This is a genomic window from Cupriavidus sp. CER-90 (assembly GCF_057652055.1).
In genome coordinates this window covers 1117224-1132162 of sequence record NZ_JBYGYM010000002.1, presented here as the reverse complement: position 1 = coordinate 1132162, position 14939 = coordinate 1117224, and the positions used below count along the sequence as shown (strand labels likewise).

At 65.8% G+C, this 14939-nt stretch carries 14 protein-coding genes; 7 read left to right on the top strand and 7 right to left on the bottom strand.

Going from position 1 to position 14939, the window contains the following annotated elements:
• Positions 1 to 162 precede the first annotated feature (162 nt).
• Positions 163 to 459: a type II toxin-antitoxin system MqsR family toxin gene (locus AC24R4_RS15745; RefSeq protein WP_487523333.1), complete on the top strand. Its 297-nt coding sequence runs from the start codon at positions 163 to 165 to the stop codon at positions 457 to 459.
• A gap of 35 nt (positions 460 to 494) precedes the next feature.
• Positions 495 to 896 (top strand): type II TA system antitoxin MqsA family protein, encoded by a 402-nt coding sequence (locus AC24R4_RS15740; protein WP_487523332.1) that lies wholly within the window; start codon positions 495 to 497, stop codon positions 894 to 896.
• Between the two features lie 45 nt (positions 897 to 941).
• Here AC24R4_RS15740 and AC24R4_RS15735 read toward each other — a convergent pair whose 3' ends face one another.
• Positions 942 to 1718, bottom strand: a complete 777-nt coding sequence (locus AC24R4_RS15735; RefSeq protein ID WP_400391762.1) for an exodeoxyribonuclease III — start codon at positions 1716 to 1718, stop codon at positions 942 to 944.
• Positions 1719 to 1748: 30 nt separating this feature from the next.
• On the opposite strand from AC24R4_RS15735, the gene pyrE reads away from it, so the two are divergent.
• Together pyrE and AC24R4_RS15725 are read left to right on the top strand one after the other, a co-directional pair.
• A complete protein-coding gene (gene pyrE / locus AC24R4_RS15730) occupies positions 1749 to 2426 on the top strand; it encodes an orotate phosphoribosyltransferase (RefSeq protein WP_066730642.1) in 678 nt (225 codons plus the stop codon).
• A gap of 59 nt (positions 2427 to 2485) precedes the next feature.
• Positions 2486 to 3817, top strand: coding sequence for a DUF3734 domain-containing protein (locus AC24R4_RS15725; RefSeq protein ID WP_400391759.1), 1332 nt, complete (start codon positions 2486 to 2488; stop codon positions 3815 to 3817).
• A 62-nt stretch (positions 3818 to 3879) separates the two neighbouring features.
• Here the strand turns inward: AC24R4_RS15725 and AC24R4_RS15720 are convergent, their stop codons facing one another.
• From AC24R4_RS15720 to AC24R4_RS15705, 4 genes are all read right to left on the bottom strand, one after another.
• Positions 3880 to 4689, bottom strand: a complete 810-nt coding sequence (locus tag AC24R4_RS15720; protein WP_400391756.1) for a polyphosphate kinase 2 family protein — start codon at positions 4687 to 4689, stop codon at positions 3880 to 3882.
• A gap of 77 nt (positions 4690 to 4766) precedes the next feature.
• Entirely contained in the window at positions 4767 to 5633 is an 867-nt protein-coding gene (gene dapF / locus AC24R4_RS15715; RefSeq protein WP_400391753.1) for a diaminopimelate epimerase, read from the bottom strand.
• 14 nt (positions 5634 to 5647) lie between these two features.
• A complete protein-coding gene (locus tag AC24R4_RS15710) occupies positions 5648 to 6541 on the bottom strand; it encodes a lipid A biosynthesis lauroyl acyltransferase (protein ID WP_400391750.1) in 894 nt (297 codons plus the stop codon).
• Positions 6538 to 7431: a lysophospholipid acyltransferase family protein gene (locus AC24R4_RS15705; RefSeq protein WP_400391747.1), complete on the bottom strand. Its 894-nt coding sequence runs from the start codon at positions 7429 to 7431 to the stop codon at positions 6538 to 6540. Before AC24R4_RS15705 ends, AC24R4_RS15710 begins: the two co-directional genes overlap by 4 nt.
• 285 nt (positions 7432 to 7716) lie before the next feature.
• On the opposite strand from AC24R4_RS15705, the gene metK reads away from it, so the two are divergent.
• On the top strand, positions 7717 to 8880 hold the full coding sequence (metK, locus tag AC24R4_RS15700) for a methionine adenosyltransferase (RefSeq protein WP_092602939.1): 1164 nt from the start codon (positions 7717 to 7719) through the stop codon (positions 8878 to 8880).
• A 137-nt stretch (positions 8881 to 9017) separates the two neighbouring features.
• On the top strand, positions 9018 to 9905 hold the full coding sequence (gene kdoO / locus AC24R4_RS15695) for a Kdo hydroxylase KdoO (protein WP_400391743.1): 888 nt from the start codon (positions 9018 to 9020) through the stop codon (positions 9903 to 9905).
• Positions 9906 to 9914: 9 nt separating this feature from the next.
• On the opposite strand, the gene AC24R4_RS15690 is transcribed toward kdoO, so the two are convergent.
• Positions 9915 to 11318, bottom strand: a complete 1404-nt coding sequence (locus AC24R4_RS15690) for a coniferyl aldehyde dehydrogenase (protein ID WP_400391740.1) — start codon at positions 11316 to 11318, stop codon at positions 9915 to 9917.
• A 236-nt stretch (positions 11319 to 11554) separates the two neighbouring features.
• On the opposite strand from AC24R4_RS15690, the gene AC24R4_RS15685 reads away from it, so the two are divergent.
• A complete protein-coding gene (locus tag AC24R4_RS15685; RefSeq protein WP_400391737.1) occupies positions 11555 to 13237 on the top strand; it encodes a GMC family oxidoreductase in 1683 nt (560 codons plus the stop codon).
• Between the two features lie 61 nt (positions 13238 to 13298).
• Here AC24R4_RS15685 and AC24R4_RS15680 read toward each other — a convergent pair whose 3' ends face one another.
• Positions 13299 to 14840 carry a methyl-accepting chemotaxis protein gene (locus AC24R4_RS15680; RefSeq protein WP_400391734.1) on the bottom strand — a complete coding sequence of 514 codons (1542 nt, stop codon included), beginning with the start codon at positions 14838 to 14840 and terminating at the stop codon, positions 13299 to 13301.
• Between the last annotated feature and the right edge of the window lie 99 nt (positions 14841 to 14939).

Genomic DNA, 14939 nt, shown 5'->3' with positions numbered 1-14939 from the left:
GGCGGACTCACTATGAAAAATGCGAAGAGTCTCCTGTCCTTGGGGGCGGAGAACCTGCATTGTAGCGAGATTGACTGCCGGACGCAGGGTTTACGCCAAAAGAGGCGTGTTGGCGCGGTGCGTTCCGGGCTGGTGAAAAATAACCAACTAGGTTAATCTCGCATGGAGAAATCGACGGCGCATTACAAGCTGGCCCAGGTGAGGGCGCTGATTGCCGAAAGGCGGGTCGTGTTTACCGCATCGGCCGCACAAGGACACCAGGCCATGTCGATGTCGCGTGCCGAAGCGTTGGCGGTGGTGGACAAGCTGGGTTCCGCTGACTTCTACAAGAGCATGACGACGTATCGGGACCACCGCGTCTGGCAGGATGTGTATCACCCACGCACACCCTATGGGAGCCTTTACGTCAAATTGACCGTTCAGGGCGACTTGCTGGTGGTGTCGTTCAAGATACGGTGATGGCGGGCCGGCAGCGGCCAAGGAACGGAAACGAAATGAAATGCCCGGAATGTGGCGGCGCCGAACTCGTCAAGGGACGGCGTGATCTGCCTTATGCCTATCGCGGCGAATCGACAGTGTTCGAGGACGTGGACGGCGAGTGGTGTCCGCTCTGCGGCGAAGGGATTCTTTCCCGGGAGGCGCATGAGAGGCTGGACGACCTTGCCCTGGCCTTCAACAAGCAGGTCAACGCGTCCCTTGTCGATCCCACCTTCATCATCGCGGTCCGCAAGAAGCTGCATCTGGACCAGAAAGAGGCCGGCGAAATCTTCGGCGGCGGCGTGAACGCGTTTTCGCGTTACGAGACCGGCCGCACCAAGCCGCCGCTGGCGCTCGTCAAGCTTCTGAAGCTGCTCGACCGCCACCCGAACCTGCTCGACGAAATCCGCTCCATCTGAGGCCGGAAACCGTCAGCCGCCCCGGCCTTGCGCCGGGGCGCCCCATCACAACGGAAAGTCGTAGTCGATGGACAGCGGGGCGTGGTCGCTGAACTTCTCGTCCTTGTAGATGGCGCAGGCTTTGGCCGTGGCGGCAATCCTGGCGGTGGTCAGGTGGTAATCGATGCGCCACCCGACGTTCTTGGCGTAGGCCTGGCCGCGGTTGCTCCACCAGGTGTACTGCTCGGGGCGCGGGTCGAGCTGGCGGAACACGTCGACGTAGCCGTGGGTGTCGAACAGGGCGCCGATCCACGCGCGTTCCTCGGGCAGGAAACCGGAGTTCTTGAGGTTGCCCTTCCAGTTCTTGATGTCGATTTCCTTGTGGGCGATGTTCACGTCACCGCACAGGACGATTTCGCGGCCGGTGGCCTTCAGTTGCAGCAGGTGGGGCAGGAAGGCTTCCATGAAGCGGAACTTGGCCGCCTGGCGCTCTTCGCCGCTCGATCCGGACGGCACATAGACCGAAATGACCGCAAGGTGCGGATACTGCACTTCCACGTAGCGCCCCTCGGCGTCGAATTCGGCACAGCCGAACCCCGTGACCACGCGTTCGGGCTGGTGGCGTGTGTACAGGCCCACGCCGCTGTAGCCCTTCTTTTCGGCGTAGTGGAAAAAACCGTGATAGCCGTGTGGCGCCAGAAACGCCTCGGTCATGTCGGCTTGCTGCGCCTTGAGTTCCTGGACGCAGACCATGTCGGCGTTCTGCTTGCCCATCCACTCGAAGAAGCCCTTCTTGTGGGCCGAACGGATGCCGTTGAGGTTGGCGCTGATAATCCGTAACATCTCGGGAAATTTTGAATTCAGAGAGAAAAGATGACGCAGCAGACGACGCCGGCCGACCTGAGCCAGACCTTTATCCGCTTTGCACTGGATGCAGGCGTGCTGTCTTTTGGCGAGTTCGTGACCAAGGCTGGCCGCAAGTCGCCGTATTTCTTCAACGCAGGCCTGTTCAACCAGGGTGCGATGCTGGGCCAGGTGGCGCAATTCTACGCGAAGACCCTGATCAACTCGGGGCTGCAGTTCGACGTGCTGTTCGGGCCGGCCTACAAGGGCATCACGCTGGCGTCGGCGACGGCCGTCGCGCTGGCCGGCATGGGCCGCGATGTCGGGTTTGCGTACAACCGCAAGGAAGCCAAGGACCATGGCGAAGGCGGCACGCTGGTGGGCGCCAAGCTGCAGGGCAAGGTGGTGATCGTCGATGACGTGATCTCCGCCGGTACCTCGGTGCGCGAGTCGATGCAGATGATCCGCGCCGCCGGCGCCGAGCCGGCCGCCGTGCTCATCGCGCTGGACCGCATGGAAAAGAGCGGCACCGCCGACAACATCGGCACCCATTCGGCCGTGCAGGACGTGCAGCGCGAATACGGCGTGCCGGTGATCGCCATCGCGTCGCTGAAGGACTTGCTGGCGTATCTGGATGCCTCGCAGGACCCGGCACTCGGGAACTCTCGCGACGCGGTTGCTGCCTATCGTCAGAAGTACGGCGTCTGACAGTTGCGTTGCACACGGCCCCGCCTTGGGGCCGTTTTCATTTTCAGGGGAGCAGGGGCGTGGCGGAAAAGCGGCGGCAGAATCAGGAAGCGATCCAGCGCGAGATTGGCGAACAGGGCGCGCCGCCCCAGGATTCGGCGGCCGACGCTGCCACACCGTCCAAGGCCAAACGGCCCGCAAACCGCCGCAAGGCGCTGCCGCGCGAACATTGCGCGCCCGACGCGCCGCCGCACGCGGGCCCGGCCCATGAAGCCTACGCCATCCGCGCGCTGGTGCTGCAGGGTGGCGGGGCGCTTGGCTCCTACCAGGCCGGCGTCTACCAGGGGCTGGCCGAAGGCGGCATTCATCCGAACTGGATCGCCGGGATTTCCATCGGCGCCCTGAACGCGGCGGTCATCGCCGGCAACCCGCCCGAAACGCGGGTCGCGCAGTTGCGGGCGTTCTGGGAATACATCTGCGCCCAGCCGTGGCTGCCCGGCCTGCCGCTGGACCTGCTGACCGAGGCCGCGCCGATGTGGCCGGAGCCCATGCGCATCTGGTTCGACGGCATCAACGCCACGCGCGCACTGCTGGAAGGCCAGCGCGGCTTTTTCTCGCCGCGCAACATCGCCGATCTCTGGTCGCGCTTCGACGATCCGGGCAGCGCCAGCTATTACGACACTGCGCCGCTCAAGGCCACGCTGGAGCGGTTTGTCGACTTCGACCGGATCAACAGGCCGAAGGAAATGCGCGTGTCGGTGGGGGCGGTCAACGTGCGCACCGGCAATTTCGCGTACTTCGACAACACCCGCATGACGCTGCGCGCCGAGCATTTCATGGCATCGGGCGCGCTGCCGCCCGGCTTTCCGGCCATCGAAATCGATGGCGAGTATTACTGGGATGGCGGGCTGGTGTCGAACACCCCGCTGCAGGAAGTGCTGACGGCCCAGCCACGGCGCGACGCGCTGATCTTCCAGGTGGATCTGTGGAGCGCGCGCGGCAAGCTGCCGCATAACCTGCTGGACGTGGCCGAGCGGCAGAAGGACATCCAGTATTCGAGCCGCACGCGCGCCATCACCGACGCCATGCGCGAACAGCAGAACTATCGCCGCATGCTCAGCGAATTGATGGCGCTGGTGCCGCCGTCAAAGCGCGACGACGCGTGGTACAAGCGCGCCGCCGAGCACGCCTGCGACGCGCGCCGCAACGTGATCCAGCTGATCTATCGCGACAAGAGCTTCGAAGGCAGCGCCAAGGATTACCAGTTTGGCGTTTTGACGATGCACGAGCACTGGTCCAGTGGGCTCGACGATATCCGCGACACGCTCAAGCATCCGCACTGGCTGGCCATGCCCGGCCCCGAACGCCCGTTCGTCACGCACGACGTGCATCGCGGCAACGGCGACGGCTGACCGCGGCTGACGGCATGGTCCGCCATGACGCGGGCCCTTGCGCTGACTCGACCCTTGGACCCTTACTCGACCACGACCTTGGCCAGCTCGGGCTTGGGCGGCGGGTAATCGGGCCGCAGCTTGTCGAAGGTGGCCCGCAGGATCTCCGCCACCATCAGGTTGCGATGGCTTTTCGAGTCGGCCGGCACGATATACCAGGGCGCCTCGGGCGCGGCCGTGGCCGCGATGGCGTCTTCGTAGGCCTGCTGGTATTCCTTCCAGAACTTGCGTTCGGCCAGGTCCTGCATGTCGAACTTCCAGTGCTTCTGCGGATCGGCGATCCGTTCCTCGAGCCGCTGCTTCTGCTCGCCCTTGGATACATGCAGGAAGCACTTGACGATGGTCGTGCCCGTCTCCACCAGCATCTGTTCGAATTCGCGGATCTGCCGGTAGCGCCGTTTGCATTCGGCTTCGTCGATCCAGCCGTGCACGCGCGTGATCAGCACGTCTTCGTAGTGGCTGCGGTTGAAGATCACGATTTCGCCCTTGCGCGGCACCTGGGCATGCACGCGCCACAGGTAGTCGCGCGCCAGTTCCTCGGGGGTGGGCGCCTTGAAGCTGGCGATGCGCACGCCCAGCGGATCGAAGCTGCGGAAGACCGATCGGACAGTGCCGTCCTTGCCGCTGGTGTCCATGCCCTGCAGCACGATCAGCAGCTTGTGCTTGTGCTCGGCATAGAAGATGTCCTGCACGGCGTCGAGCTGGCCGCTCAGTTCGGCCAGATGGGCGTTATCGGAAGTCTTGTTGCCGGTGGACAGCGGCTTGCTGGCGGCGTCGAAGGCGGCAAGCTTGAACTGCTTGCCCGTGGTGATGCGGAAATCGTCCAGGCTCATGGGCTCTCCGGTGGCGGGACCGGTGCCGTCCCGCGTTCCACACGGCCCCCGCCAGGCGCGGGGGCGAGCCCTTATGGTCAGGCAGGGAGCGTCGCCAGGTCAATAGACCCTTCGAACACGGTCGTCGCCGGACCGGTCATCTGCACCGGCTGCCCCACACCCTGCCAGGCAATGCTGAGGTCGCCGCCGTGCGTATGCACCTTGACAGGCGAATCGAGCAGGCCACGGCGAATGCCGGCCACCACGGCGGCACAGGCGCCGGTGCCGCAGGCCAGGGTCTCGCCCGCGCCACGCTCGAAGACGCGCAGGTGGATCGTGTGGCGATCGGCGATGGCCATGAAGCCGGCATTGACGCGGTTCGGGAACGACTTGTGATGCTCGATCACGGGGCCGTCCTGCAGCACCGGAAACTGCTCGACATCGTCCACCACCTGCACCGCGTGCGGGTTGCCCATCGATACGGCCGAAATCCACTCGCTGCGGCCGTTGACTTCCAGGCCGTACAGCGTGTCGTCGCCCTCGGTGCGCGTGGGCAGGCCGTCGGCGATGAAGGGCACGCGGGCCGGCGTCAATTCGGGCGCGCCCATGTCCACCGTGACCTGGCCGTCGTCCTGCAGCGTCAGGGTGATGACACCGTTCATGACTTCCACGCGCACGGACCGCTTGTCGGTCATGCCCTTGTCGGTGACAAAGCGCACGAAGCAGCGGGCGCCATTGCCGCAGTGCTCCACCTCGCCGCCGTCCGCATTGAAGATGCGATAGCGGAAGTCGACGTCATCGCGCGCCGATTTCTCGACGATCAGGATCTGGTCGGCGCCGATGCCGAAATGGCGGCTGGCCAGGGCGCGCCATTGCGCGTCGGTCAGGTCGAGCTTCTGGTGGATGCCGTCCAGCACGATGAAATCGTTGCCGGCGCCGTGCATCTTGGTGAACTGGAGTTTCATGGTGCCGATTGTAATCAGTAGATGTCCGGTTCGCCGGGCGGCCGGTGCTTGAAGCGTTTGTGCACCCAGTAATAGTCGGCGATGCGCGGACGGATCGCCTCTTCGAAGAACGCATTCATGCGCCGGGTGTCGTCCGTGACACTTTCTCCGGGGTAGTCCTCCCACGGCGGCAGCAGGTGCAGCACGTAGCCCTGGTAGTCGGGCAACTGCTCGGTGTAGATCGGCACCACCCGGGCGCCGGCAAGCCGCGCCAGGCGCGACACCGACGTCAGCGTCAGCGCCTGCACGCCGAAGAACGGCACGAATTCCGAGTCGCGCTCGCCGAAGTCCATGTCGGAAATCAGCTGCAGTGCCTCGCCCTTCTTCAGAACCCGCAGAATGTTACGCACGCTGTCATTGCGCGAGATCATGTTGGCGCCAAAACGGCCGCGCGCCACCTTCAGGAAATCGTCGAACAGCCTGTTCTTCTGCACCGTGTACAGCGACGCGCCAGAACGGCCCACGGTGTCGCGCAGGTGCATGGTCAGGCGGATGGCACCCGCTTCCAGGCCCGACAGGTGCAGCGTCACCAGGATATGCGGCGTGCCGTCCAGCGCCGGCAGGTTGCCGTGGTCCTGGATCTGCACCAGGCGGCGCATCTTGGCTTCGCCGCAGGTCCAGAAGATGCCGCCTTCGGCAAAGCTGCGGAACACCTTCCGATAGGTTTCGCGCGCCATGGCCTCGATCTCGGCATCGGACCGGTCCGGAAAGCACAGGCGCAGGTTGGCGCGCACCACCTCGCGGCGCGGGTTCGGCACAAGATAGAGGATGCTGCCCAGGGCCTCGCCAAAGCGCGCCACAAAGGCGTAGGGGAGTTTGCCCAGCACCGTCAGCAAGCCGATGCCGAGCCAGGTAAGGATGCGGCTCATTGATTCTCGTTGTTGGTGACCGCCGGCATGGCGGGGGCCATGTCCGGCGGCAGCCCGGCCCCGGCCGGATGTTTGTAGCGGTTATATCCCCACAAATATTGCGTCGGGTCGATGTGGATCAACTCTTCGATCGTTGCGTTGATGACAGCCGACGCTGCGGCCGGGTCTTCCGGCAGCATGCCGCCGCCGCACAGGACGCGCAGATGCCCGCGGTAGCCGGCGCCGCGCGGCAGGCGTTCGGCAAAGACCATCACGATGGGTGCCCCGGTCAGTTGCTGCAGCCGATGCACCAGCGTCATCGAATAGGCGGGCTTGCCATAGAACGGCGCCCAGGTGCCCTCTCCGCCGCTTGGAACCTGGTCGGGCAGGATGCCGATGGTCTCGCCGCGCTTGAGTGCCTTGACCAGCATACGTACCCCGCGCGGCGTGGCAGGCGCCATGGCCATATTGGGCCGGGTGCGCATGTGCTCGACGAAATCGCGCAGCCAGGGCTGGTGAGGCGGCTTGAACAGGCAGGTCACGCGCTGTTGCCGGGCATAGGCCTGCGGCAATACCTCGAAGCAGCCCAGGTGAGGGGTCAGCACGATCACGCCGTTGCCGGCTGCGCCGAGCCGTGCTGCTTCCGACCACAATGCATCGAAATCGTCCGTGCGCACGGTGATCGCCTTGCGGCTCCAGAAGTACGGCATCTCCATGATCAGGCGCCCCGTGTGGCGCGCCGACTCCGCAATCATGGCGTCGGTGGCCTGCGGGTAGGCATGGCGAAAATTCTCGGCCAGACGCCGCCCATAGCGGCCGGGCAGACGCGCCACGAGCAGCCCCAATGCACCGCCGATGGCGTGCAGCACGCGCAGTGGCAGGCGGGAGATGAGCCAGAACAGAAAGGTCATGTCGGTGCGGGCGAGACGAAGCCGGTAAAGCCGAAAGTAAAGCGTAATAACCGCAAAAGCAGTCAGGGATTTCTGAGATACGCCCGTTTCCTGCCGTTATTTGAAGAATTAGCGGCCTGCAACGGAAGCGGCAGGGCGGTATAATACCTGCCATCGCCGAGTTAACTGACAACTTGCGGGGCGATGCCGCTCTACCGGAGCAGCCTAAATACCGCTAAAGCGTCGCCGCATCGTTTCCGAAGGTGGCACGCAATAGCCGAAAAGCCAACCTGGAGAAACTAGATCGTGTCGAACGATTTCCTCTTTACTTCGGAATCCGTCTCCGAAGGCCATCCCGACAAAGTCGCTGACCAGATTTCGGACGCCGTCCTGGACGCCATCCTGGCCCAGGACAAGTACGCCCGCGTGGCCGCGGAAACCCTTTGCAACACCGGTCTGGTGGTGCTGGCTGGCGAAATCACCACGACCGCCAACGTCGACTACATTCAGGTCGCACGCGACACCATCAAGCGCATTGGCTACGACAACACCGACTACGGCATCGACTACAAGGGTTGTGCCGTGCTGGTTGCCTATGACAAGCAGTCGCCGGACATCGCCCAGGGCGTGGACCGCGCATCGGACGACTACCTGAACCAGGGCGCCGGCGACCAGGGCCTGATGTTCGGCTACGCCTGCGACGAGACGCCGGAACTGATGCCGTTCCCGATCTACTACTCGCACCGCCTGGTGGAGCGGCAGTCGCAGCTGCGCCGCGATGGCCGCCTGCCCTGGCTGCGCCCCGATGCGAAGTCGCAGGTGACCGTGCGCTACGTGGACGGCCGTCCGCACAGCGTGGACACCGTGGTGCTGTCGACCCAGCATTCGCCGGACATTTCGCAGGCACAGATCCGCGAGGCGGTGATCGAGGAGATCATCAAGCCCGTGCTGCCGGCCGACATGCTCAAGGAAACGAAGTACCTGGTGAACCCGACCGGCCGTTTCGTGATCGGTGGTCCGCAGGGCGACTGCGGCCTGACCGGCCGCAAGATCATCGTCGATACCTACGGCGGTGCTTCGCCGCACGGTGGCGGCGCGTTCTCGGGCAAGGACCCGTCGAAGGTTGACCGCTCGGCTGCCTACGCCGCCCGCTACGTGGCCAAGAACGTGGTGGCCGCCGGCCTGGCGCGCCAGTGCCAGGTGCAGGTCAGCTACGCCATCGGCGTGGCGCGTCCGATCAACGTGACCGTCTACACGGAAGGCACCGGCAAGATCTCCGACGAGAAGATCGCCCAGCTGGTGCAGGAACACTTCGACCTGCGCCCGAAGGGCATCGTGGCGATGCTGGACCTGCTGCGCCCGATCTACGAAAAGACCGCCGCCTACGGCCACTTTGGCCGCGAGGAGCCGGAATTCTCGTGGGAAGCCACCGACAAGGCCGCCGTGCTGCGCGCCGCCGCCGGCCTGTAAGCGCCCAGGGCGTCTTCACGGCTGCAAGACCCCGCCGGTCCTCACGGGCCCGCGGGGTTTTTTGTTGCGCGGGCGGCACCTGGGCCGGCGCCCGCATGGAGGTAAAATCCGGTCAACCTGAAATTATCGGAATTGCCATGTCCCTGGACCTGATCCGCACCCAGCCCTATACCGACTGGTCGCCCGAGGTAACGCCCGAGACGCGCGCCACGCTGCGCCGCGAACTGGAGCAGGGCGCCGTGCTGTACTTTCCGAACCTGGCGTTCCGCTTGCAGCCGGGCGAGGAGCGGTTCCTGGATCCGCGCTATTCCGACGGCAAGTCGAAGAACATCAACCTGCGCGCCAACGACCGCGCCGTGCGTGGGGCGGCCGGCACCGAGCAGGACCTGACCGATCTCTACAATCTGATCCATCGCTATGCCACGTCGAGCGAGACGCTGATCCGCACGCTGTTTCCCGAGTACGAGGGGCATATGACGCGTGCGGGCACGTCGCTGCGTCCGAGCGAAATCGCCGGCCGCCCGGTCAGCTGGCGCAAGGACGATACGCGGCTGCATGTGGATTCGTTCCCGTCGAACCCGATGCTGGGCAAGCGCCTGCTGCGCGTGTTCCACAACATCGACCCCGAAGCGCCGCGTGTGTGGCGCGTGGGCGAGCCATTTGGCGATTTTGCTGCGCGATTCGTGCCAAAGACGCACGGCATGTGGCCGGGCCAGGCCTGGCTGATGAAGACGCTGCACATCACCAAGCGCGAGCGCAGCGAATACGATCACCGCATGCTGCAATTGCACGACCTGGCCAAGGCCGACCTGGACTACCAGAAGTCCGTGCCGCAGCAGGAATTCCATTTCCCGCCGGGCGCCACCTGGATCGTGTTCAGCGACCAGCTGCTGCACGCCGCCATGCGCGGCAAGGCGATGATGGAACAGACGATCTACCTGGACCCGGCCGCCATTGGCGACCGTACCCATTCGCCCGAGGCCGTGCTGTCGCGCATGCTGGGCAAGCCGATGCTGGCTGCCTGAGTTCCCCAGCTAGCGCATCAGCATCTTCAGCATCGACGCGAACCGCTTGCCGTAGGGCGGCTTGAGCAGCCCAGCCCCGTTCAGGCCAGCCTGATAGAACACGGGCTTGAGTTTCGAGAACGTCTCGAAGCCGGCCGCGCCGTGATAGTCGCCCATCCCGCTGGGCCCCACGCCGCCGAAGGGCAGATCGTCCTGGGCGATATGGAACAGGGTGTCGTTGACGGTCACGCCGCCGGCCACAGTCTGGCGCATCACCCGATCCACCACGTCGCCGCCCTTGTCGAACACGTACAGCGCCAGCGGCCGGGGGCGCGCATTGACGAAGCCGATTGCGTCGTCGAGGTTGCGGTAGGTCACCACGGGCAGCACCGGCCCGAAAATCTCTTCCTGCATCGCGCGCACGTCGTCCGGAACGTCGGTCAGCAGCACGGGCGGCAGCTGCCGGACGGCAGCGTTGGGGCCGGCATCGGTCAGCGGCACCACGCGCGCGCCGGCCGACTGGGCGGCGTCGATCAGCGATACCAGCCGGTCGAAATGGCGCGGGCTGATGATGCTCGTGTAGTCCGGGTTGCGCGCGATGTCGGGATAGAGCCGGCTCACCACGCGCCGGGCGGTGTCGACCAGCCGGTCGCGCTGATCGGCCGGCACCAGCACATAGTCCGGCGCAATGCAGGTCTGCCCCGCATTGAGCAGCTTGCCCACCAGGATGCGCTCCACGGCGCGCTCGAAATCGGCGCCGGGGCCGATGATGGCCGGCGACTTGCCGCCCAGTTCCAGCGTCACCGGCGTCAGGTTCGCGGCGGCGGCCTTCATCACGTGATGGCCGACACTGGTGGAGCCGGTGAACAGCAGGTGGTCGAACGGCAGCGCGCTGAAGGCGGCGGCCACCTCGGCGTCGCCGTTGATGACCGCCACCTCGTCCGGCGCGAACGTGGCCTGTACCAGCCGCGCGAACAGGTCGGAAAACCGCGGCGTGAATTCGGACAGCTTGACCATCGCGCGGTTGCCGGCCGCCAGCGCGCCGGTCAGCGGCCCGATGGCCAGGTACAGCGGGTAGTTCCAGGGCACCACGATGCCGACCACGCCCAGCGGCTGCGGCATCAGGCGCGACTTGCCCGGCTTGAACCAGAGCCCGGTCTTTACCCGGCGCACGCGCATCCACCGCTTGCCATGCCGCAGTGCGTCATCGATGCCCGACATGCTCGGGAATACTTCCAGCAGCGCGGTTTCCTGGCGCGGCCGGTTCGTGAAATCGGCGTTGATCGCGGCCGCGATGGCGTCGTGGTGGTCGCGCACCAGCGCCTTGAGGCGCCGCAGCCGGTCGGCCCGGACCGGCCACGCCGGGGATTGGTCGTGGCGCGACGCGGCATGCATGGCGTTGAACACCGTGGACATGGCGGGCACTTCTCTCATCGGCGGTCTCCTTGAGGCGCGATCTGTTTTGCGTGGGCCATCGCGCACCATAAGGCAGAGCGTCGGTTATATCAATGGAGGACGGCTCCCAAACGCGGGGCGTGCGGCACCGCGCGCTGGCCGCCCGGATTCCGGGGCCGCCCCGCTTCACCACGCCGGCGGCAGCGCCTACACTGGACTTTCGCGGCGGGCGTCCGCAGGGAGACCGGACCGGCACCGGACACGCGGGGAGACAGATGGAAACGACCTTTGACTATCTCGTCGTGGGTGCGGGCTCGGCAGGCTGTGCGCTGGCTGGACGGCTGGCCGACAGCGGCAATGACACCATCGCGCTGCTGGAAACCGGCGCCCACGACCATCATGTGCTGGTACGCACACCTGCCGGCTGCGCGGCCATGCTGCCGCGCGCCGGCGCGCGCAACTACGGCTACCTGACCGCGCCCCAGCCTGGTCTGGACGGGCGGTGTGGCTATCAGCCACGCGGGCGCGGCCTGGGTGGGTCGTCGTCGATCAACGCCATGATCTATATGCGTGGCCGGCCCGCCGACTACGACGGATGGGCCGCGGCGGGCTGCGACGGCTGGTCGTGGGACGACGTGCTGCCATACTTCCGCCGCGCCGAATGCAATGAACGCGTGGCCGGCCATGACGACGATCCGCTGCACGGCGGCACCGGCCCGCTGCATGTCAGCGACCTGCGCTCGCCCAATCCGTTCGGCCAGCATTTCATCGATGCCGCGCAGCATGCGGGCATCGTGCGCAACGACGATTTCAACGGCGAGGAGCAGGAGGGCGTGGGCTGGTATCAGGTCACGCAGCACAACGGCGAACGGTGGAACGCTGCGCGCGCCTACCTGCACGGCGGCAATGTCCGCGACCGCCACTGCAACGGCGGGCGCAGCCATCTGCATGTGATGACCGGCACGCAGGTGCTGCGTATCCTGTTCGAAAAACGGCGCGCCGTGGGGGTGCTGGCGTGGCGCGACGGCCAGGAAATCGTGCTGCGCGCGCGCCGCGAGGTGATCGTGTCGGCCGGGGCATTCGGGTCGCCACAGCTGCTGATGGCGTCAGGCGTGGGGCCGGCCGCCCATCTGCGCGAGCACGATATCGACGTGGTGCATGATCTGCCCGGCGTCGGCGGCAACCTGCAGGATCATCTGGACATCATCCTGCACAAGCGCGTGCCGGCGTCCGACCTGTTCGGCATATCGCTGGGCGGCGCCAGGCGCCTGGTGGCCGAATTCCTGCGCTATCGGCGCGAGCGGACCGGCATGCTGACATCGAATTTTGCCGAAGCCGGCGCGTTCGTGCGCAGCCGTCCGGACCTGGCCGAGCCCGACCTGCAACTGCACTTCGTGGTCGGCATGGCCGACAACCACATGCGGCGCGTCAACCTGGGTCATGGCTATTCCTGCCATGTCTGCGTGCTGCGTCCGCGCAGCCGGGGCGAGGTCCGGCTGGCATCGGCCGACATGCGGCAGGCGCCGCGCATCGACCCCCGCTACCTGACGGACCCGCAAGACATGGCAACGATGCTGGAAGGCCTGCGCATCGTGCGGCGCATCTTCATGCAGGCGCCGCTGGCGGTGTTCGGCGGCCGCGAACTGTATTCGGACGCCTTGCGGCTCGATGGCAGCGACGACGAGGCCGCGTGCGCGCTGATCCGCCGGCACGCGGACACGATCTATCACCCGGTAGGCACCTGCCGCATGGGCATGGACGCGCTGGCCGTGGTGGACCCGCAATTGCGGGTGCGAGGCGTGGAGGGGCTGCGCGTGGTCGATGCGTCGATCATGCCGACGCTGGTGGGCGGCAATACCAACGCGCCGGCCATCATGATCGGCGAGCGCGCCCACGACCTGATCCGCTTCGCCCCCCATGTGACGCTGCGGATCCGCGAGGCGGCCGTCGCGGACTGAGACATATTTTCTCCGCTCCCACCCGTGGGGAGCGGAGAAAGGCACAACGCGGATGCCGGCCTTACCCGCGCATCTGGAACTGGCCCACCATGTCGCGCAGGCGGCCGGCTTGCTCGTCCAGCGATTGCGCGGCGGCGGCGGCTTCTTCCACCAGCGCGGCGTTCTGCTGCGTGACCTGATCCATCTGGCCCACGGCGTGGCCCACCTGTTCGATGCCGGCGCTCTGTTCCTGCGACGCGGCCGAGATCTCGGCGATGATGTCGGACACGCGCTTCACGGCCTGGCGGATGTCGGTCATGGTCTTGCCGACTTCCTCGGCCTGGCCGGAACCCGTCCGTACCGTATCGACCGATGCCTCGATCAGTTCCTTGATTTCCTTGGCGGCGCTCGACGAACGCTGCGCCAGGCTGCGCACCTCGCCGGCCACCACGGCAAAGCCGCGGCCCTGTTCGCCGGCACGCGCCGCTTCCACGGCGGCATTCAGCGCCAGGATGTTGGTCTGGAAGGCGATGCCCTCGATCAGGTTGGTGATCTCGGCGATACGCTCGGAGCTGCTGCTGATGGCGCCCATGGTGCCCACCATCTGCTGTACCGACTGGTTGCCTTCGTCGGCCACCATCGCGGCGTTTGACGCCAGCGACGATGCCTGGCGGGCGTTTTCGGCGTTCTGGCGCACGGTGGCCGTGAGCTGTTCCATGCTCGATGCCGTTTCTTCCAGCGACGCGGCCTGCTCTTCGGTGCGCGACGACAGGTCGACGTTGCCGGCGGCGATCTGCGCGGCGGCCACGCTCACCGAATCGGTGGAACGGCGCACTTCGCGCAGCGTGCCCGCCACGCGCTCGATCAGCGCGTTGAACGACTGGGCCGTCAGGCCGATCTCGTCGAGGCGGTCCACCGGGGCGCGGTGGTCGAGGTCGAGCGTGTTGCTGACGTGCGCGAGTGTGCCCTGAATTTCATGGAGGCTGGTGCGGATGCGCTGGTACAGGCCGAAGGCCAGGAACGCGGTCAGCGCCACGGCGACCGCGATGACGATCACGAACACGCGCACCGACGTGTGGTACTGGGCCTTGTTGAAGGCCACTGCCTCTTCGCCGAGCTTGGTGTTGTAGTCCAGATGCTCGTCCAGGGCCTTGCGCACGGCGGTCGAGGCAAGGTGCACCGGACCCGACGTGATCATTTCCCGCGTGGCATCGAAATCATTGCCGCGGGATTTTTCCAGGAACGCGCCCAGCGTCTCGCGATAGGCCTTGATGGCCGCGCGATCGGCTTCCAGCAACTTGCGGTCGGTCTCGTCCGAGATGTCTTCGCGCTCGTACTTGGCCAGCAGATCGTCGAAACGCTTGTTGGACCTGTCGAGCATGCCCTCGGCTTCGGTCTTGGCGCCGGCATCGGTGGTCATGGCATGCCGGTAAAGCGAGACGCGGATATTGGCCAGCGCGCCGCTGACATTGTTGAGGTCGCGCACGCTCGTCAGCGTGTTGTCGTTGAAGTACTCGAACCGGTCCTCGGCCCTGGACAGTTGCCAGATACCGCCCAGGCCAACGAAGAGTAGCGCGAGCAATGCAAGGGACAGCGTAAGAAGCAGACGTTTGCTGATATTCATGGGGGTGGCTTGGCGGCCACGTTACTTGGCGTGGACCGTCCGTTGTGACGACGACTTGGAAGGTTTCGCAGGCGGGCCGGGGCCCGTCGCCACAACGTT

What these genes read in the sequence shown, in the direction of transcription:
- AC24R4_RS15745 (WP_487523333.1), top strand. Translation starts at nt 163, where the DNA reads ATGGAGAAATCGACGGCGCATTACAAGCTGGCCCAGGTGAGGGCGCTG.
- AC24R4_RS15740 (WP_487523332.1), top strand. Translation starts at nt 495, where the DNA reads ATGAAATGCCCGGAATGTGGCGGCGCCGAACTCGTCAAGGGACGGCGT.
- AC24R4_RS15735 (WP_400391762.1), bottom strand. Translation starts at nt 1,718, where the DNA reads ATGTTACGGATTATCAGCGCCAACCTCAACGGCATCCGTTCGGCCCAC.
- pyrE (WP_066730642.1), top strand. Translation starts at nt 1,749, where the DNA reads ATGACGCAGCAGACGACGCCGGCCGACCTGAGCCAGACCTTTATCCGC.
- AC24R4_RS15720 (WP_400391756.1), bottom strand. Translation starts at nt 4,689, where the DNA reads ATGAGCCTGGACGATTTCCGCATCACCACGGGCAAGCAGTTCAAGCTT.
- dapF (WP_400391753.1), bottom strand. Translation starts at nt 5,633, where the DNA reads ATGAAACTCCAGTTCACCAAGATGCACGGCGCCGGCAACGATTTCATC.
- AC24R4_RS15710 (WP_400391750.1), bottom strand. Translation starts at nt 6,541, where the DNA reads ATGAGCCGCATCCTTACCTGGCTCGGCATCGGCTTGCTGACGGTGCTG.
- AC24R4_RS15705 (WP_400391747.1), bottom strand. Translation starts at nt 7,431, where the DNA reads ATGACCTTTCTGTTCTGGCTCATCTCCCGCCTGCCACTGCGCGTGCTG.
- kdoO (WP_400391743.1), top strand. Translation starts at nt 9,018, where the DNA reads ATGTCCCTGGACCTGATCCGCACCCAGCCCTATACCGACTGGTCGCCC.
- AC24R4_RS15690 (WP_400391740.1), bottom strand. Translation starts at nt 11,318, where the DNA reads ATGAGAGAAGTGCCCGCCATGTCCACGGTGTTCAACGCCATGCATGCC.
- AC24R4_RS15685 (WP_400391737.1), top strand. Translation starts at nt 11,555, where the DNA reads ATGGAAACGACCTTTGACTATCTCGTCGTGGGTGCGGGCTCGGCAGGC.
- AC24R4_RS15680 (WP_400391734.1), bottom strand. Translation starts at nt 14,840, where the DNA reads ATGAATATCAGCAAACGTCTGCTTCTTACGCTGTCCCTTGCATTGCTC.